Below are 18,035 nucleotides of genomic sequence, written 5' to 3' on the forward strand. Positions count from 1 at the left end.
GCACCGACGCCAGCCCCCGGAACAATCGGAGGGCTTGGCGGCGTGTGTAGCCCGTTACGTCCTCTCTGATGCTTGAGCGGTCTGTACGGCCCATTCGGCTTCACGTTTGGCGATGGCGGTTTCCAGTGCTTCGGAGCGCTTGGCCCACTGTTCGGGTGGTAATGGTTTGGACCATTCGATGATGTCGGGATAGAGCAGTTCAGGTGGGTGCGACAGCTTTAAATTCTGCAGCTTCTCCGCCAAATAAGTGCCCAGCATCGTGATGCAGAATATCCCCCATACAACCATTATCAGGTCGCCTTTACGCAGATCGGTGATGATCGAGCCGATTTGCGTTTCTTCGTAGAGGGGTATGCCGACTCGGCTGTCAGGCACCGCCTGCGGCCCAATCTCCATATAACTGCGGATGCATTCCCACAACGCCATTGCCGTGGTACCGCCACCACAATTGAAGCCAAATGAAAAATGCTTGTTGTCGTCTTTAGCCTGCGGGTCCGGGTTCTCAAAGCCGATGATCAGCAGTCCCATTGTGGTCCTGCCGGCCTGGCTGACCGAGGAATGTTGCGTGGCCGCCGCTGTCACGCTTTCCCAGGGAACAATCCAATATTCATCGTCTCCTCGCGGGACGCAGACCTCTCGTCGTTGGCGGTTGAAGCGCACGGGTAAGGGGACTTCGCGGAGTAGGCCCTGGATTACAAGCAAGATGGGGACGCCCACGATGATTAGCCCTCCGCCCCATATTAGAGGGTGAGGCGTGATGTAACTCATAAGCGCAAAGAGCACTATCATCGGCCAAATCGTCATCACTGCCGCACCGATGCTGTAATTGCCGATGTCGACAAACACATCGTTCTTACGCCAGATGGTGGTGAGCACATCACAAGGTTCTTCGCCTGTGGGAATGGGCAATGGCGCCAGATAATCATTGCGCGAAAACAACCGTTTTTGAGTGGTGCCTGCTGGTGGCGTGCTCATGGCCTGTCCTCCGACGCTTGAGCCGTCTGTACGGCCAATTCGGCTTCACGTTTGGCGATGGCGGTTTCCAGTTCTGCGGAGCGCTTGGCCCATTGTTCGGGTGGCAGTGGTTTGGACCATTCGATGATGTCGGGATAGAGCAGTTCAGGTGGGTACGACAGCTTTAAATTCTGCAGCTTCTCCGCCAAATAAGTACCCAGGATCGTGATGCAGAATATCCCCCATACAACCCCTATCAGGTCACCTTTACGCAGGTCGGTGATGATCGAGCCGATTTGCGTTTCTTCGTAGAGGGGTATGCCGACTTGGCTGTCAGGCACCGCCTGCGGCCCAATTTCCATATAGCTGCGGATGCATTCCCACAACGCCATGGCCGTGGTGCCGCCGCCACAACTGAAGCCAAAGGAAAAATGCTTGTTGTCGTCTTTAGCCTGCGGGTCCGGGTTTTCAAAGCCGATGATCAGCAGCCCCATCGTGGCCCTGCCGGCCTGGCTGACCGAGGAATGTTGCGTGGCCGCCGCTGTCACGCTTTCCCAGGGAACAATCCAATATTCATCGTCTCCTCGCGGGACGCAGACTTCTCGGCGTTGGCGGTTGAAGCGCACGGGTAAAGGTACTGCGCGGAATAGGCCCTGGAGTACAAACAAGATGGGGATGCCTGTAATACACGCCCCCACGATGAGTGCATCAGGGTCATTTAATGCATATGCCAGTCCCAAAAAAATAACCAATATTGGCCAAATCACCATCACCGCCGAACCGATGCTGTAATTGCCGATATCGACAAACACATCGTTCTTACGCCAGATGGTATTGAGCACATCACACGGTTTTTCACCTGTGGGAATGGGCAGTGGCGCCAGATAATCATTGCGCGAAAACAACCGTTTTTGAGTGGTGCCTGCGGGTGGCGTGCTCATGGCCTGTCCTCCGACGCATGAGCCGTCTGTACCGCCAATTCGGCTTCACGTTTGGCGATGGCAGTTTCCAGTTCTGCGGAGCGCTTGGCCCATTGTTCGGGGGGGAGTGGTTTGGACCATTCGATGATGGGCGGATACGTCAGGTCGGGTGGCGGATACAGTTTTTTCCTTTGCAGGTATTGCGCCAAAGGTGCGTTAAAAATAAACACGCCGAGTATGCCGTCCCACAGTAACGTCAGAATCCAGCCACGGGTTTTGGCCTTATCCCTCATGTAGTCAAGGTAGAAACGCAGACTCTCGCCTGCGTTAAGTGCTGCCGCTTTCGGCACCGCCTGCGGCCCAATTTCCATATAGCTGCGGATGCATTCCCACAACGCCATTGCCGTGGTACCGCCACCACAATTGAAGCCAAATGAAAAATGCTTGTTGTCGTCTTTAGCCTGCGGGTCCGGGTTCTCAAAGCCGATGATCAGCAGTCCCATTGTGGTCCTGCCGGCCTGGCTGACCGAGGAGTGTTGCGTGGCTGCTGCTGTCACGCTTTCCCAGGGAACAATCCAATATTCATCGTCTCCTCGGGGGACGCAGACCTCTCGGCGTTGGCGGTTGAAGCGCACGGGTAAGGGGACTTCGCGGAATAGGCCCTGGATTAAAAAAGAAACAGGAAGAGCCATGATAACTAAGCCCCACATCAAAATATCCTGACTGAAGTCGGAGTTGAGATTTCGGGTGAAGTAAGACATGGCTAAAAACACCATCACACCAGGCCAAATCGTCATTACCGCAGATGCGATGCTGTAATTGCCAATGTCGACAAAAACATCGTTCTTACGCCAGATGGTGTTGAGTACATCACACGGTTTTTCACCTGTGGGAATGGGCAATGGCGCCAGATAATCATTGCGTGAAAACAACCGTTTTTGAGTGGTGCCTGCGGGTGGCGTGCTCATGGCCTGTCCTCCGACGCTTGAGCCGTCTGTACGGCCAATTCGGCTTCACGTTTGGCGATGGCGGTTTCCAATGCTGCGGAGCGCTTGGCCCACTGTTCGGGTGGCAGTGGTTTGGACCATTCGATGATGGGCGGATACGTCAGGTCGGGTGGCGGATACAGTTTTTTCCTTTGCAGGTATTGCGCCAAAGGTGCGTTAAAAATAAACACGCCGAAGACTCCATCCCACAGTAACGTCAGAATCCAGCCACGGGTTTTGGCCTTATCCCTCATGTAGTCAAGGTAGAAACGCAGACTCTCGCCTGCGTTAAGTGCAGCCGCTTTCGGCACCGCCTGCGGCCCAATTTCCATATAGCTGCGGATGCATTCCCACAACGCCATGGCCGTGGTACCGCCACCACAATTGAAGCCAAATGAAAAATGCTTGTTGTCGTCTTTAGCCTGCGGGTCCGGGTTCTCAAAGCCGATGATCAGCAGTCCCATTGTGGTCCTGCCGGCCTGGCTGACCGAGGAATGTTGCGTGGCTGCTGCTGTCACGCTTTCCCAGGGAACGATCCAATATTCATCGTCTCCTCGTGGGACGCAGACCTCTCGTCGTTGGCGGTTGAAGCGCACGGGTAAGGGGACTTCGCGGAGTAGGCCCTGGATTACAAATAAGATGGGGATGCCCACGATGATTAGTCCCCCGCCCCATATTAGAGGGTCAGGTGTGATGTAACTCATAAGCGCAAAGAGCACCATCATCGGCCAAATCGTCATCACTGCCGCACCGATGCTGTAATTGCCGATGTCGACAAACACATCGTTCTTACGCCAGATGGTGGTGAGCACATCACAAGGTTCTTCGCCTGTGGGAATGGGCAATGGCGCCAGATAATCATTGCGCGAAAACAACCGTTTTTGAGTGGTGCCTGCCGGTGGCGTGCTCATGGCCTGTCCTCTGACGCTTGAGTCGTCTGTATGGCCAATTCGGCTTCACGTTTGGCGATGGCGGTTTCCAGTTCTGCGGAGCGCTTGGCCCATTGTTCGGGGGGAGTGGTTTGGACCATTCGATGATGTCGGGATAGGGCAGTTCAGGTGGGTGCGACAGCTTTAAATTCTGCAGCTTCTCCGCCAAATAAGTGCCCAGCATCGTGATGCAGAATATCCCCCATACAACCATTATCAGGTCGCCTTTACGCAGATCTGTGATGATCGAGCCGATTTGCGTTTCTTCGTAGAGGGGTATGCCGACTCGGCTGTCAGGCACCGCCTGCGGCCCAATCTCCATATAACTGCGGATGCATTCCCACAACGCCATGGCCGTGGTGCCGCCACCACAATTGAAGCCAAATGAAAAATGCTTGTTGTCGTCTTTAGCCTGCGGGTCCGGGTTCTCAAAGCCGATGATCAGCAGTCCCATTGTGGTCCTGCCGGCCTGGCTGACCGAGGAGTGTTGCGTGGCTGCTGCTGTCACGCTTTCCCAGGGAACAATCCAATATTCATCGTCTCCTCGGGGGACGCAGACTTCTCGGCGTTGGCGGTTGAAGCGCACGGGTAAGGGGACTTCGCGGAATAGGCCCTGGATTAAAAAAAAAACAGGAAGAGCCATGATAACTAAGCCCCACATCAAAATATCCTGACTGAAGTCGGAGTTGAGATTTCGGGTGAAGTAAGACATGGCTAAAAACACCATCACACCAGGCCAAATCGTCATTACCGCAGATGCGATGCTGTAATTGCCAATGTCGACAAAAACATCGTTCTTACGCCAGATGGTGTTGAGTACATCACACGGTTTTTCACCTGTGGGAATGGGCAGTGGCGCCAGATAATCATTGCGCGAAAACAACCGTTTTTGAGTGGTGCCTGCTGGTGGCGTGCTCATGGTTTTTCCTCCGGTTGCAGATAAATGGCGTTGGGATAGCCTTCGCCGAGCCGATAGAAGGGCGCACGGTCGAGTTCAGGTGTGGGGTCGTCTCGCAGGATAATGACGCCCGCGTTATTGCTGAGGGTAAAGGCGACGCCACGTTCTCCGCCGATAAAGCTGTTGGCGCCCAGCAATGCCGTCAACGGCGTGCGGTAGCGCAATCGCAGTGAAATGGTGCGGGGCTTCGAGCCGAGGACACCTGGCTCTGTGTTGAACGGGCCACTCAGGCGCAAGCCTTGGCCTTCCTTGGCCGGTATCCATACACAGGTGCTACTTGGCAGCCAGTGAGGTGCCATATCCCGCCATGGCGTGGGTGGGAGGAAGTTATAGGTCGAACTGTTTTTGAACAGGGCGCTGTAAGCCTGGCTATCGACGGGGTCACCGATCAGGGCCAGTTCCAGATAAGCGCTTCCAGGCTCTGCTCCCGGCAAGTCAATGGTCAGGGCTTCGATAGAACTCACGAAGGTCAGTCCAGAGTACCCGTTGGATGGCATCGTCACCGAGCGGCTCTCCATGCTGACCCGCGGTGTGTAGAGGATGCTGTAGAGTTGATTGAGCTCGTCTTGTTGCGCCTGGGCTGCGATAGGCCCCAGATTGCCTGCCCGCGCTTTTGACCAGCAGCAGAAGTTGAGGAAGTTTTGCAAGGGCGTTTGCTGAAAGAACCAGGTGATCAGGTACAGAACACCCAGTACGGCAATGATCCAGTTCAGCGGGCCCATGAATAACGTATAGCGCAGGGTGGCGATGTTGACTTCAACTAATCCTGCCAAGGCCCTTACTGTTTGGCTGAAGCCTAAGATCGCCTGAGCGCCATAAGCTGTTGCTTGCCCAGCAACTACAGTTTGGCGCATTTCCAGCCAAGGATCTGCACGAGTCTGGGCACTCTCTAGCTGTATTTTCAGGGATTGAAGTTCTGTAAGTGCTGCGCCAGTGGATAGTGCACCAATTACCCCACCAAACAGAGTGAGAGTTGGGGTCATAGAATTAAGGAAAAGGAAACTGTTTTTCTTCAGCCCCAACCGCACCTGACTATCAACTACCGCCACCAACGCCGCCCCCGCATACAACGACGCGGAAACCACATCGTTCTCTCTCCGGCTATCCATCCCCTCCAAGGTCCCGACCTGACCCAATTGATTACCCGCATTGAGGGTATTCAGCAGCAAGGCCGCCAGGGGAACGACTCCGCCGCTATTGGTCACAAAGGTGGAGTGGGTGATCCCGGCCACATGTCCGGCGCCAATGGCTCTTCCCGTGGCGGCTGCCCATCGGGTCAGCCCTTCGGCTTTTTGCCCCAGCAACTTCCAAAACGGTCGGCCATTTTTAATCAGCTCCTCGACACGCGTGTCGCTGCCCAAACGAGCCGTGACGAAAATGCCGAGCCAGGCGCTGCTGAACGTTTTATCTGTGTTGAGCAACAGCAACGCCGCCGCCAGCCGGTTGACCAGCACGCTCCATAGGCTGTTGGCGTCGCGGGCCATGGCCGCCAGGTCGTCCAAAATGGGCGCGGTCAGCGGCGCAAGGGCTTGATAGGTCGCGGTGATGTTCTCGGACGCCAGTGCCGCCATCAGTTCGCCCAGGCGAGCCGTGTTGTTAAGGCCGGCATCGAGGGAGGGGGTCCAGGCGCGGAACAGTTGGGTCAGCGCGCCGCCATCGGCCGCCCGCACATAGTTGGCGTATTGTTCGGCGCCCTGGGCACGAATGCATTGGGCGCTCAGGCAGCCGAGGGCCATTTCGGTCAACCAGTGTCGAGTGTCGATGTCGTGGTAATCGACAAACCACGTGCCGGTGCTCGAACGTTTGAGGTACACCTCTCGGTCGCTGAACAGGACTTGATGGCGTTGTTCGATCTGCTCGAAATGCAAGGGCGCGGTGGTATCGAGCCAGGTGTTCATCGCCTCCAGATCGATGTACTGACTTACCTTGGCGCTGAAGGTGTCGTTGTCGAGATTGGCCTGTTTTTCGGCACGGTATTCGCGCACCACGTATTCCGCCTCGTTGTACAACTGCGCCGGAATAAAGGCGCGTACCGGCGCCACGATAGCGGCAATACGTGCATCGCGCGCTGCGGCCTCGTTTCGACCTGGGTGACCACCGTATTGGCGGGCCAGGGTTTCAGCCTTGAGTTCGGCATCCAGTTGATGCTGTGCATCGAGCATCACCTGACCCTGCTCCGGCGTGAGGGTGATGTCGTAATCCTTGTAACGGTAGCTGAGGATGCCCGCCAATTCGGCGCCGTCTTCGCTGACCAGGCTGCGTACAAAACCACCGACGCTCAACCGCAGGTTGTTATCACCGACCCATTGTTCATGACCCGCTTCGACCGACTCTTGCTCATGGTTGATATCACGCAGCACGCCCAGGTCATCGTCGAGGGCAGCAAACACGGCATACAGCGCGGCCGCCTGGCGCTTGGCTGCATCGAGCCATGCCTGGGTGGCGTCGACCTCCCAAGGGCAGGCGCTCCAGACGCCGGGTTCGACCAGGGTTTCTCCCGGTGGTCGTGCGCCAGCCGCCTCTTCGCGTTCGCGCAGTGACTGCGAGCGGGCAACGAAGACCTTTATGTTGTCTTGCGTTGGGTTGTCGTGGACCACGTTGCCGAGCGTTTTCAGGTCTTCACGGTAGGTCGCGCCGTTCTGCTGATAGTCGTGTGCCAAGGCTTTATCTCGCACCGCTGGCATGAGCTCGGCCACCAGTGCAGGCGCCTTTTCGAGCGGTGGACAGTGCTGGGCCGATAGGCGTTTGGCGACATCGGGAAGGCCTATCTGGCGCATGCGTAGACGTCGTTCGTCACTCTTCTTCAGGCGTTCGCAGGCATCGTTGCTTAACGGCATTTCGCTGTAGAGCATCCAGGCATCGGTGCTCTTGTTCAACGCGATCCCAGCCTTTTCTCCTGTCGTGATGGCCACATGGGGTTGCGTCAGCGGTTGTTCCACCAACAGGCCATCGACCGCTACGGCATAACGGCTGAGTGGCCCTTCGGCGTGCCACAGATACAGGTAGCCGGCACGCAAGCGGCGCAGTCCCATCGGATGGCTTTGGGGTGGGTTGGAAGGCTGGAAGTCCGCATGTTCGGCGGCCTGTTCAGCCATGGCGTAGCGAGCGGGAACCACAAAGATTTCAGGCTGGCGGGCGGGGCAGGCGGCGACCGGGCTCGACAGGTCTTCGTGGCCGAACTGAGATTGCGCGGCCTGATCGGCAGCGGCCAGGTTGCGGTTTTTATTGCGCGGTTGGACGGTCATGAAAAGGACTCTTTATCAGTCAATAACCAATGGCGATGCAGTTCTTCCAGCAAGGCATCCAGGCGTTGTGTGGCGTTGAGCGATGGCTGTTGGAGAAGGTCGCGATAAACCTGGTGTTCGGGCGCTTGCGCAAACGCCGTGCCGTGGGCGGCGACCAAAGCCGACCAGCGCGCGACTTCGCTGGGGCTCGAGTATCCATAACGGGCGGCGCCTTCGCGGCACGCTGCCGCCCACGCCCGCTGTTCGGCGATCGAGCGCTGTGTCAGGCATTCGGGAAAGTAGGTGCGTGCATGTTCCAGCAGTTGCTGGTCGAAGGCTTCCAGCTGGCCTTGGTTAAGGTATTGAAGCTGCTGCTCGTCGAGGTAAAGCCACGGACGCTCGGCATAGTGCTCGGCGTTTTGCCGGTGTGCGCGAACGATCCACTGTTCGCCCTGGTCTTGCGTTGCGGGCAGGCGCACACGGCTGATCGGGCCCATCCTGTGGTCCCTTTCAGTTGAATCGAGAATGGGCAGCCAATGACGCATGACACGCGGGTCGTAAAAACGAAACAGTAACGAAACATCACCGTTTACTCGCGCGTGAATCAGGCTGCGCAGATGTTCAGCCAGTGCTTGCATGGGGGCGTCGCTTTCAATCATTAGCCCGGCATCGTATTGCCAGTGCGTGGTGAACCGGTGTTCCAGGGGGCTGTTGGCACGCAAGACGACCAGGACAGGGCCAATATCGAATACCGCCTTGTAGGGCGTCGTCAGGTAGAGCCACTCGAACGTCGGGTTGCCTTCCAGCCTGTACAGGTGGCCCGGCAGGTTTTCTATCTTTGCCCCATCCAGAAGCAAATAACGTGAGGTGCTTGGCATCATTTTTTCGCCCCCGGCTTCTGGCATATCTCGCAGACCGGCTGAGCTGTTGTGGCTGCCCATAGCAGGTTCTGACGCAAGGCGGGTCCCAACAACGCTCCAGCCTTATCCGCATCCACCGCCTTCAACAGCCCCGGCAACAACGGCGCTGCCCCTGTGCCATTGCCAGGGCTGCCCCCGGAATTCAGATTCGTCGCCGGCCCGCTGATCCATACGCCGCTGGGGTCGATCTTGATAAAACTCCCGCCGGCCTTGAGCGTCAGTTCCATACCGGCTTCCAGCACGGCCTTCAGCCCGCTGCTCAGGTGAATCTCCTGGCCTGCCTCGACGAATAGCCCCGTGCCGATCTTGATGTGCTGATTCAGCGCCACTGTGAGGTGGTCATCCGCCCGTGCTTGGACCTTGCGGTCGGCGTGGACGGTGTGGTGCTCCTCGGCCTTGAATTCGCTGTAGGCGTTCTTCTCGACCGTGTCGTGGCGTTCGTTGCCGACGCGGATCTTTTGGTCGTGTTCGATGTTTTCATCCCAGTCGCGCTGGGCGTGCAGGAAGATTTGTTCCTGACCTTTTTTGTCTTCGATGCGCAGTTCGTTGAAGCCACCGCCGCCCGGTGAACTGAGGGTTTTGAACACGGTGCGGGTTTTGTTCGCCGGCAGTGGGTAGGGGGCGGGGTTTGTCTTGTGATACAGGCAACCGCTGATCAGCGGTTGGTCGGGGTCGCCTTCGAGGAAGGTCACCAGCACTTCCATGCCGACGCGGGGGATGGCGATGCCGCCGTAGCGGGCGCCGGCCCAGGCGGACGAGACGCGCAGCCAGCAACTGCTGTGGTCGTCGCCCTGGCCTTCGCGGTCCCAGTGGAATTGCACTTTGACGCGGCCGTATTCGTCGCAGTGGATCTCTTCGCCTTGGGGACCGGTGACCACGGCGGTTTGGCTGCCGAGGATGCGCGGTTTGGGATGTTTCAGCGGCGGGCGGTAGAACGCGTCCCACGGGGTGGCGAGAAAACGGTTGCGGTAGCCCTGGTGGAAATCGTCATCGGGGGTGTCGCTGGTGATGGATTCTTCGAGGACTTGGGGCTGTTTGCCTTCGTGGAGGACTTCGGTCAGTAGCCACAGGTCATTCCAGCGGGCCTTGGGGTGGTGGGTCAGGGGTAGGAAATGGCCGCTGAGCAGCAGCGGTTGATCGCTTGTGCCTTCGGCGAGCCGGTAGTCGCTGCGGTGGCGTTCGAGGGCGCGTTTGGCCAGGTGCCTGCCGCGTTGGCTGTCGTGGAAACGGCCGGGGTAGTCGTAGTCTTCGAGGTCGGGCAGGGCGTCGCTGCGCTCGTCGCCTTCGAGGCTGACGTGCGGGATTTCAAAGTGGTAGTCGCGGCGGGTGGTGCGGCTGGTGCGGGTTTCCAGGCGCAGGCCGAAGTGCTTGATGACCGGTTCGCTGGCGACCAGGCCGGAGTCTTGCTGGTAGGCCACGGGGGTGAGCCTGGGGAACACCGTCTGGTCGTCGCCGAACACGACTTTGTGGGCCGTGGCGCTGTGCTGGAAGTGGTAGTGAATCCCTTCTTCTTCGCACAGACGCTGGATGAACTGCAGGTCGGATTCGTCGTATTGAACGCAGTAATCGCGTGTGGGATACGTCGTCCCCAGGTGAAAGGTGTAGGCATTGCTCTGGATGCCATGTGCTTCGAGAACCTGGGCAATGATGCTGGGCACCGTGAGGTTCTGGAAGATGCGCTGGTTGAAGCGGTGCGCGAGGTACGCCAGTTGCGGGCGCAGGGTCATCGAATAACGGCTCAGACGCTTGCCGGCGTCGCCCTGGGCCACGCGATAAACCTGGCCATGAATGCCGCGGCCGTCCGGTGCGAGCTGCAAAAAAGCCGGCTTGTGCAGCAGGCTCTCGAGGTCGAGCGACGAGTGTTCACTGACCAGTTCAAGGTCGAACGCGAACGGTTGGCTGATGGCTTCGCGTCCCGTCAGGGAAAGGACTAGAAGCTCGTATTTGAGCCCCTTGAGGGCGAGGCTGAAGTGGGTCTGGTCGGCTGGTGCGAACATCCCTTTTTTCCTTCTGTCATGCAGCGAAAAAAACGACATCGGCCAGTGCGGCTGGCCGATGTCCCGCAGGGTCAGCCAGGCTTAGCCAGTGACCGGCGCGCGCCAGTCATCGGAGCCGGAAGTGCCGGATACTTCATGGGTCCAAGTGATTTTGCGGTAGGTGAATGCAACGTCTTCCAAGTGAGTGAAATGCGCGTTCGCCGGGTCCTGGCAGTTGTGCATGTGGTCCTTGATATCGACGATGATTGCGTCCTCAAGCTTGGTGGTGAAGTAGTGCTCCTGGGTGCCGGCCGCCGAGGTACGGAACCACTGGATGGTGATTTCGCTCAGGCGCTCGCCGGAGGTGAGCGCCGCGAGCAGCAGCGGCGAGGATTTGTCGAAGACCTTGGTGATCTTGACGGGCCTGTGCACGCGCTGGCCGGTGGGCTGGCCGGACTGCGGATCGCGGGGGATGATCACTTCGTGACTGAAACCCTGGACCATGACCTGGTCTTCGTGACCTTCCTGATAGGTATTGCCCACCGAGTCGGCAGTGAAGGCCCCGGCGGTGATCAGGCCTTGTTTGGTGCCGGTGATGGACATGTAAGCGGGGGTTGCCATGGAGATGCTCCTTGCTTGAAAAATGAGAAACCCAATAGGCGAAATTGCCTGTTGGGTGGCCGGAAGTATCAAACATCGTGCCATGTTATTTATTTGCTAAGTAAATCAGTGATGTAGTTGTAAGTCAGTGGCGCGAGCTGTTGTTTTACTAAGTTTTTAGCCTAAAAGATGGCAACTTCTTGCACAGTAGTGTGCAACTTCTTGCGCACTTGCCTTGGCGTCAGTAAATATAAGGTTCGCAGAGAGGTATCCACAGGGTTGTCCACAAATAGGTGTGCAAGAACTTGCCATGTAGGGTGGTTGTGGATTGATTAGCGCTTCATGGGGATTTGGGTGGTCGTAGGAAGTTTCATGCATTTTTTTAAGATGTTTCTTATTTACTTGGCGTTAGGTCCCAAGTGTAGACTTTGGCCCGGTAGAGAAACCATCCTACCCATGGTCAGGTGAATGGCTTACATCAGGGTGGCGGGCATGTCCCATGGGTTAAGTCCTGGTTTTCTCTGCTGGAATGGCTCTATTCAGGGGGTTAAGGCGCATTGCGCGACTGCCTGATGAGGATGTCGAGCCGCTTCAATTGACTGTGATTTTTTTGGATCGGTTCAGGCTATTTAAATGTGTGATTTTTACGACTGCTTCAATGCCGTTTGCAAAGGCTCATTATCCTGGGTGGGTGAAAGGGTATGGTCTAAATGGGTTGAAACATCATATTTCCCATCTGTCGCTTGGCGTGCGCGTAATGCACTGTCCAGCGATTTGTTAACTTGAAGGTCAGGGATGTCCTACTCCAGCAAACTATCCGCTCACTATCTTGAGCTCGCAAAAATCTCCATTTCCGAAGAGAGTTTTTCGGGCGAGGATGTTCGTTTTTCGAGCGAATACGAAGCGCTGGAAAATGAACTGGCCAAAGCCCAATCCATGCACGAAAGTGGCCAGATCGATTGGCTGAAAGTTCGAGAGAACAGCGAGAGTTTGTTACGCACCCAATCAAAGGATTTGCGAGTCGGTGCCTGGCTGACCTGGGCACTGTACCAGCGCGAATCGTTTCAGGGGCTGTTGGCGGGGCTCGGCTTTTTGCACCACCTGTGCGAGCACCATTGGGCCGATGTCCACCCCTCTAAAGCCCGAACCCGAAGTGCCGCGATCAGCTGGCTCGTGCCGCGCCTCGAGCAGGTGCTGAACGAAAACATCGCGATCAAAGAGCAACTGCCTCTGTTCCGTCAATTGGTTGAGCACCTCGAAGGGCTGGATGCCGCTTGTACTCAGCATTTGGGTGACGATGCGCCGCTACTCTTGCCGATGTCGCGTCGGTTGAAAAGCATGGTCCAGCGCGCGGCCGATAATCAACCGGAGCCGGGCGTGGTCGGCGCGGCGGTTGCACAAGTCAAGCAGGCCGCAACGCAGCTGTTCGCAGCAGGAGCGCCGATCGACAATGAAAAGGACGCTCACAAGGCGCTGCGTGCTCAACAGGACAGTGCGCGGCCATTATGTGCCTGGTGGCTCAAGCAGAAAGCGACTGATTTGCGTGCTTTGCGCCTCAATCGCACGCTGTTGTGGCTACCCATCGACGCGGTGCCCGAGCGCAATGCCGAACACATCACTGCATTACGTGGGCTGCCGGCGGACAAGCTCAAGTCCTACCAGGATCGCTACAAAGAGGCGGCATACGCGGATCTTATCGTTGAGGTCGAGGCGAGCCTGGCCAAGACGCCATTCTGGTTCGATGGACAGCGCATGGTCTGGGAATGCCTGCAAGGCCTGAACGCCGACCAGGCCATGCGCGAAGTGGAAATTCACTTCGCCCTGTTGATTCAACGTTTGCCCGGCATCATCGAACTGCGCTTTCACGACGGGGCGCCTTTTGCCGACCCCGCCACACGCGCCTGGATCAGCGCAAACGTTATGCCGCACCTGCAGACCGCCAGCGCGCCGCGCAAGGTAGAGGTCTCGCATACACAGCCCGCCTGGGAGCTGGCGCTGGAAGAGGCCCTGCCGGTATTACGCAAGGACGGCCTCAAGGTTGCCGTGCAGATACTCAAGCAGGGCCTGCAGAACGCCCAGGGCGGTCGCGCGCGATTTTTCTGGCAGTTCGCCATGGCACGCCTCTGTTTTCTGGCCAAGAAATACGAACTGGCCAAGACCCAACTCGAAACGCTCGATCAAACATTACAGGACTCAGGTCTGCACGACTGGGAGCCGGACCTTGCGCTGGAAGTACTCCACCTGCTGCATAGCTGCTGCGAGTTATTGCCGCAAAACCACGCGGTGCGCGAACGCAAGGAAGAGATTTATCGCAGGTTGTGCCACCTCGATCTCGAAGTGGTACTCGAATAGGCCAAACGGCCACAACAGCAAGGAGAAAAGCCATGGCCAAAGAAGGCTCGGTAGCCCCCAAGGAACGCATCAACGTCACTTTCAAACCTGCCACTGGCGGGGCTCAGGAAGAGATCGAACTGCCACTGAAACTGCTGGCGGTAGGTGACTACACCCATCGCAAGGACGAGCGCAAAGTCGAAGATCGCAAACCGATCGGCATCGACAAAACGACCTTCGATGAGGTGCTGGCCAAGCAAGAGCTGCAACTGACGCTGAGCGTGCCGAACCGTCTTCAGGAGGAGGGTGAAACCGAAGAGTTGGCCGTGAAGTTGCGCGTCAATTCGATGAAGGACTTCAACCCGGCCAGTCTGGTCGAGCAGGTGCCGGAGCTCAAGAAACTGATGGAGTTGCGCGACGCACTGATGGCCCTCAAAGGTCCGCTGGGGAATGCGCCGGCGTTCCGTAAAGCCATCGAAGGCGTGCTCGCCGACGACGAATCCCGCGGTCGCGTGCTGGGTGAGCTGGGCCTTAACGCCGCCGCCCCAGACGCCTGAGCCCCCATCAGCCAAGGAAGCCAATACCATGAGCACTAGCGCAGCAAAGCAAAAAAGCGCCGAAAGCGGCGAACTCAGTATTCTCGACAGCATCATCGCCGAAACCCGCCTGACCCCGGACGATGAAGCCTACGGCATCGCCAGGCGCGGTGTGTCGGCCTTCATCGAAGAACTGCTCAAGCCGCAGAACAACGGTGAGCCGGTCAAGAAGGCCATGGTCGATCGCATGATCGCCGAGATCGATGCCAAGCTCAGCCGGCAGATGGACGAGATCCTCCACCACGCTGACTTCCAGTCCCTGGAATCGGCATGGCGTGGCCTGCAACTGCTGGTTGATCGCACCAATTTCCGCGAAAACATCAAAATCGAAATCCTCAACGTCTCCAAAGACGACCTGCTGGACGATTTCGACGACTCGCCGGAAGTCATGCAGTCGGGCTTGTACAAGCACATCTACACCGCTGAATACGGCCAGTTCGGTGGCCAGCCGGTGGGCGCGATCATCGCTAACTACTTCATGTCTCCGAGCTCGCCGGACGTGAAACTGATGCAGTACGTTTCCAGTGTTGCCTGCATGTCCCATGCGCCATTCATTGCGGCGGCGGGCCCGCAATTCTTCGGCCTGGAAAGTTTCACTGGGCTGCCGGACCTGAAGGACCTGAAAGATCACTTCGAAGGCCCGCAGTTCGCTAAATGGCAGAGCTTCCGCCAGTCCGAAGATTCCCGCTACATCGGCCTGACCGTACCGCGTTTCCTGCTGCGTAACCCGTACGACCCGGAAGAAAACCCGGTGAAATCGTTCGTGTACAAGGAAACCGTCGCCAACAGTCACGAACATTACCTGTGGGGCAACACGGCCTATGCGTTCGGCACCAAGCTGACCGACAGCTTCGCCAAGTTCCGCTGGTGCCCGAACATCATTGGCCCGCAAAGCGGTGGCGCGGTGGAAGATCTGCCGTTGCACCATTTCGAAAGCATGGGTGAGATCGAAACCAAGATCCCGACGGAAGTGCTGGTATCTGACCGCCGTGAATACGAGTTGGCCGAGGAAGGCTTCATTTCCCTGACCATGCGCAAGGGTTCCGACAATGCTGCGTTTTTCTCCGCCAGCTCGGTGCAGAAGCCGAAGTTGTTCGGCATCAGCGCGGAAGGCAAGACTGCGGAGCTGAACTACAAACTCGGCACCCAACTGCCGTACATGATGATCGTCAACCGCCTGGCTCACTATTTGAAAGTGCTGCAGCGCGAGCAACTCGGTTCATGGAAAGAACGTACCGACCTCGAACTGGAACTCAACAAGTGGATTCGCCAGTACGTTGCCGACCAAGAGAACCCAAGTGCCGAAGTCCGTGGTCGCCGTCCACTGCGCGCCGCCCAGGTCATCGTTAGCGATGTCGAGGGCGAGCCGGGTTGGTACCGCGTAAGCCTCAACGTGCGCCCGCACTTCAAGTACATGGGCGCTGACTTCACCTTGTCGCTGGTCGGCAAGTTGGACAAAGAGTAAACGGGGCCAATCATGAGCGGATACGGCAGCCTTTTCGAACGCCTGGGCGGCGACGCGAACATACGCGACGGCTGGAGCCGCGAGGTTTCCGCCATGGCATCGGTGGCTGCCCATCTGGCCAAGATGCTCAGTACCCGGGCGGGCAGCGTGCAGACGCTGTCCGACTACGGGCTACCGGATCTCAATGATATGCGCCTGAGCCTGCACGACTCCCTGAGTCAAGCGCGCACGGCCATCGAAAACTTCATCGAAGCCTACGAGCCGCGCCTGAGCAATGTGCGTGTCATTTCCCTGCCGCGTGACCACGATCAGCTTCGCCTGTCCTTCAGTATCGAAGGCCTGTTGGAAGTTGAAGGTTTCAAGCGCCAGGTCAGTTTCGCCGCGTGCCTGGATGGCAGCGGCCAAGTCAAGGTCAGTTAAGGAGGCCCCTATGTCCGGCAAACCCGCGGCCCGCGTTACCGACCCTACCGATTGCCCGCTCCCCGGCCACGGTAGCAACCCGATCGTCGAAGGTTCCGGCGACGTATTTTTCGACGGCCTGCCGGCTGCTCGCCAAGGTGATACCACCGAGTGCGGCGGGGTGATGTCCAGCGGGTTGGCAGCAACTGTTTTTATCAACGGTAAACCGGCTGCGACGGTGGACTCCGTGGGGACGCATGGCAATAAGGTTACGGCGGGATCGGGGACGGTGATTATTGGGAATTCGCATACGCCGGCGCCGTTTGTTGCACCGTTGCCAATGCCAGGAGTCTTCAGCGATTTTTTTGTCCTGCGCGACGATGAAGGTCACCCAATTGCAAATTATGGATATCGGATAGAAACAGAGGACGGTGAAATACACGAAGGTGTCACTGATGCGATGGGCTATACCAAGTGCGTTACTACGGGTTGGTCATCTCAGATGTTAAACATTTCGCTGATTACATCGGGAGGTGTGGCTAATGCCTAATCCAGCTTTGTTGGCCCGGCCGCCATCAACACCCTCTCATAATAATGAGGGTCAAGTTGTAATAGTGAAACTGGCGAAGCTGGGGACCTACGAAATTAATATTCGATTTTTTCATCCTGGCAAAAATTTCGGATTGTTTGGGTTGTTTTTTGAGGGGGACGCAAGGAGTTATTCTTTGAAGCCAAGCGGGCTTTCAGGGGAAGCCGACACAGTGGTGACATCCCGCATATGGCATAGATTTTTTATAAATTCGGCTATAGGTGAAGTTCTTTTCACTCAAACGGAATCCAATGACTCCGGCATAGCTGGAGAGAAACATATCCGCTATGGCGGAGAGCTAAAGCCAAGGGGGACCGAACGCCTACTGTCAAAACGACGAAAGGCGCAGTCACCACAATAGTTATAGAAGGGAAATATGCAGGAGAAAATCATGCAGTTCCTTTTTCTTCGAAAGTCAAAGAGTGGGTCGGAACGATTTTTTCTTAAGGCTGAATCCGAATGATAAACGTTGGAGGTCTATCTATTTTGAATCGCTGCCAGAAACTCAAAATGAGTAGATTGTAAGGTGACATATTTAAAATATTTTAAAGGCGCGGTGTGGGCTCCGGCGATCATATTGCCGCTTCTGCTGGTCGCTGATGCTTTGCTGGCGCCTGTGACCAGATTTGTAGCAAGAGAACAGTTTTTTCAGATGTATATATTGGCGTTTGGGGTTGCGGTGATGAGCTATGCGCTAAAAGTCAAATCATTGATTCTTCTTGCAGTAGTGCTTGTGTTGCCATTTTCGGTGTTCGAGATATATGCAGTTTTTAAATTGGGCTTTGCGGAGCCGTATAGCTATTTTCTGTCTATTCCTATAGTTGTTTTTTCTTTCGGTGTTCTGCAATTTGCTATTGGTTTTGGTGTTGTAAAAGGATGGTCTGCTTGTGGTATGCGTGGAAATTATATTCATTTGGTGATCTGGGGTCTGTCCGTGATCGTGCTTTTTGCTCTTCCTGGAATATTTGTTGGTGGCAAAGGTTGAAAGCATTTTTTTTGTCTCGGGTCGAACTCCTAATGATGTTGGGTTGATGTGTTTTTTATCGCTTGTTTTTATTGTCTTGTGAGATTTTTTCAAGAGGCTAGTTTTCATTGGTTGATGAGAGATTTTTGGTTCGGCTCGTTCTGAAGTTTAGTGGCACCTGTGGCGACTCGCACTATTGCTAAATCAAACGAATAAATAAGACA

General features: G+C 56.5%; 15 protein-coding genes. 6 read left to right on the forward strand and 9 right to left on the reverse strand.

The window, feature by feature from the left end; all coding sequences use genetic code 11:
* Window positions 1-54: 54 nt before the first annotated feature.
* From ACLH0J_RS14925 to ACLH0J_RS14965, 9 genes are all read right to left on the reverse strand, one after another.
* A complete protein-coding gene (locus ACLH0J_RS14925; RefSeq protein ID WP_411392580.1) occupies window positions 55-975 on the reverse strand; it encodes a hypothetical protein in 921 nt (306 codons plus the stop codon).
* A complete protein-coding gene (locus ACLH0J_RS14930) occupies window positions 972-1,895 on the reverse strand; it encodes a hypothetical protein (protein WP_411392581.1) in 924 nt (307 codons plus the stop codon). The genes ACLH0J_RS14925 and ACLH0J_RS14930 overlap by 4 nt, the downstream gene beginning before the upstream one ends.
* Entirely contained in the window at window positions 1,892-2,842 is a 951-nt protein-coding gene (locus ACLH0J_RS14935; RefSeq protein ID WP_411392582.1) for a hypothetical protein, read from the reverse strand. Before ACLH0J_RS14935 ends, ACLH0J_RS14930 begins: the two co-directional genes overlap by 4 nt.
* The gene (locus ACLH0J_RS14940) at window positions 2,839-3,771 is read right to left on the reverse strand and encodes a hypothetical protein (protein ID WP_411392583.1); all 933 of its coding nucleotides are present in this window, start codon (window positions 3,769-3,771) and stop codon (window positions 2,839-2,841) included. The genes ACLH0J_RS14935 and ACLH0J_RS14940 overlap by 4 nt, the downstream gene beginning before the upstream one ends.
* Window positions 3,719-4,708 carry a hypothetical protein gene (locus ACLH0J_RS14945; protein WP_411392584.1) on the reverse strand — a complete coding sequence of 330 codons (990 nt, stop codon included), beginning with the start codon at window positions 4,706-4,708 and terminating at the stop codon, window positions 3,719-3,721. Before ACLH0J_RS14945 ends, ACLH0J_RS14940 begins: the two co-directional genes overlap by 53 nt.
* Entirely contained in the window at window positions 4,705-7,992 is a 3,288-nt protein-coding gene (locus ACLH0J_RS14950; RefSeq protein ID WP_411392585.1) for a toxin VasX, read from the reverse strand. Before ACLH0J_RS14950 ends, ACLH0J_RS14945 begins: the two co-directional genes overlap by 4 nt.
* A complete protein-coding gene (locus ACLH0J_RS14955) occupies window positions 7,989-8,852 on the reverse strand; it encodes a DUF4123 domain-containing protein (RefSeq protein WP_411392586.1) in 864 nt (287 codons plus the stop codon). The genes ACLH0J_RS14950 and ACLH0J_RS14955 overlap by 4 nt, the downstream gene beginning before the upstream one ends.
* Complete coding sequence (locus ACLH0J_RS14960; protein ID WP_411392587.1) at window positions 8,849-10,888, reverse strand: type VI secretion system tip protein VgrG; 2,040 nt, start codon at window positions 10,886-10,888, stop codon at window positions 8,849-8,851. Before ACLH0J_RS14960 ends, ACLH0J_RS14955 begins: the two co-directional genes overlap by 4 nt.
* A gap of 81 nt (window positions 10,889-10,969) precedes the next feature.
* Window positions 10,970-11,488, reverse strand: coding sequence for an Hcp family type VI secretion system effector (locus ACLH0J_RS14965; protein ID WP_411392588.1), 519 nt, complete (start codon window positions 11,486-11,488; stop codon window positions 10,970-10,972).
* A 774-nt stretch (window positions 11,489-12,262) separates the two neighbouring features.
* On the opposite strand from ACLH0J_RS14965, the gene tssA reads away from it, so the two are divergent.
* From tssA to ACLH0J_RS14995, 6 genes are all read left to right on the forward strand, one after another.
* Window positions 12,263-13,819 (forward strand): type VI secretion system protein TssA, encoded by a 1,557-nt coding sequence (gene tssA / locus ACLH0J_RS14970; protein WP_411392589.1) that lies wholly within the window; start codon window positions 12,263-12,265, stop codon window positions 13,817-13,819.
* Window positions 13,820-13,851: 32 nt separating this feature from the next.
* Entirely contained in the window at window positions 13,852-14,355 is a 504-nt protein-coding gene (tssB, locus tag ACLH0J_RS14975) for a type VI secretion system contractile sheath small subunit (protein ID WP_411392590.1), read from the forward strand.
* 28 nt (window positions 14,356-14,383) lie between these two features.
* Entirely contained in the window at window positions 14,384-15,859 is a 1,476-nt protein-coding gene (tssC, locus tag ACLH0J_RS14980) for a type VI secretion system contractile sheath large subunit (RefSeq protein ID WP_411392591.1), read from the forward strand.
* A gap of 12 nt (window positions 15,860-15,871) precedes the next feature.
* On the forward strand, window positions 15,872-16,279 hold the full coding sequence (tssE, locus tag ACLH0J_RS14985; protein ID WP_411392592.1) for a type VI secretion system baseplate subunit TssE: 408 nt from the start codon (window positions 15,872-15,874) through the stop codon (window positions 16,277-16,279).
* Between the two features lie 10 nt (window positions 16,280-16,289).
* Window positions 16,290-16,808 (forward strand): PAAR domain-containing protein, encoded by a 519-nt coding sequence (locus tag ACLH0J_RS14990; protein WP_411392593.1) that lies wholly within the window; start codon window positions 16,290-16,292, stop codon window positions 16,806-16,808.
* Between the two features lie 565 nt (window positions 16,809-17,373).
* Complete coding sequence (locus ACLH0J_RS14995; protein WP_411392594.1) at window positions 17,374-17,832, forward strand: hypothetical protein; 459 nt, start codon at window positions 17,374-17,376, stop codon at window positions 17,830-17,832.
* The last annotated feature ends 203 nt before the right edge of the window (window positions 17,833-18,035 follow it).

Source organism: Pseudomonas sp. MPB23, assembly GCF_046605395.1.
Taxonomy (GTDB): Bacteria; Pseudomonadota; Gammaproteobacteria; order Pseudomonadales; family Pseudomonadaceae; genus Aquipseudomonas.

Coding starts and splice junctions, on each gene's coding strand:
- ACLH0J_RS14925 (WP_411392580.1), bottom strand. CDS start 975: ATGAGCACGCCACCAGCAGGCACCACTCAAAAACGGTTGTTTTCGCGC.
- ACLH0J_RS14930 (WP_411392581.1), bottom strand. CDS start 1,895: ATGAGCACGCCACCCGCAGGCACCACTCAAAAACGGTTGTTTTCGCGC.
- ACLH0J_RS14935 (WP_411392582.1), bottom strand. CDS start 2,842: ATGAGCACGCCACCCGCAGGCACCACTCAAAAACGGTTGTTTTCACGC.
- ACLH0J_RS14940 (WP_411392583.1), bottom strand. CDS start 3,771: ATGAGCACGCCACCGGCAGGCACCACTCAAAAACGGTTGTTTTCGCGC.
- ACLH0J_RS14945 (WP_411392584.1), bottom strand. CDS start 4,708: ATGAGCACGCCACCAGCAGGCACCACTCAAAAACGGTTGTTTTCGCGC.
- ACLH0J_RS14950 (WP_411392585.1), bottom strand. CDS start 7,992: ATGACCGTCCAACCGCGCAATAAAAACCGCAACCTGGCCGCTGCCGAT.
- ACLH0J_RS14955 (WP_411392586.1), bottom strand. CDS start 8,852: ATGATGCCAAGCACCTCACGTTATTTGCTTCTGGATGGGGCAAAGATA.
- ACLH0J_RS14960 (WP_411392587.1), bottom strand. CDS start 10,888: ATGTTCGCACCAGCCGACCAGACCCACTTCAGCCTCGCCCTCAAGGGG.
- ACLH0J_RS14965 (WP_411392588.1), bottom strand. CDS start 11,488: ATGGCAACCCCCGCTTACATGTCCATCACCGGCACCAAACAAGGCCTG.
- tssA (WP_411392589.1), top strand. CDS start 12,263: ATGTCCTACTCCAGCAAACTATCCGCTCACTATCTTGAGCTCGCAAAA.
- tssB (WP_411392590.1), top strand. CDS start 13,852: ATGGCCAAAGAAGGCTCGGTAGCCCCCAAGGAACGCATCAACGTCACT.
- tssC (WP_411392591.1), top strand. CDS start 14,384: ATGAGCACTAGCGCAGCAAAGCAAAAAAGCGCCGAAAGCGGCGAACTC.
- tssE (WP_411392592.1), top strand. CDS start 15,872: ATGAGCGGATACGGCAGCCTTTTCGAACGCCTGGGCGGCGACGCGAAC.
- ACLH0J_RS14990 (WP_411392593.1), top strand. CDS start 16,290: ATGTCCGGCAAACCCGCGGCCCGCGTTACCGACCCTACCGATTGCCCG.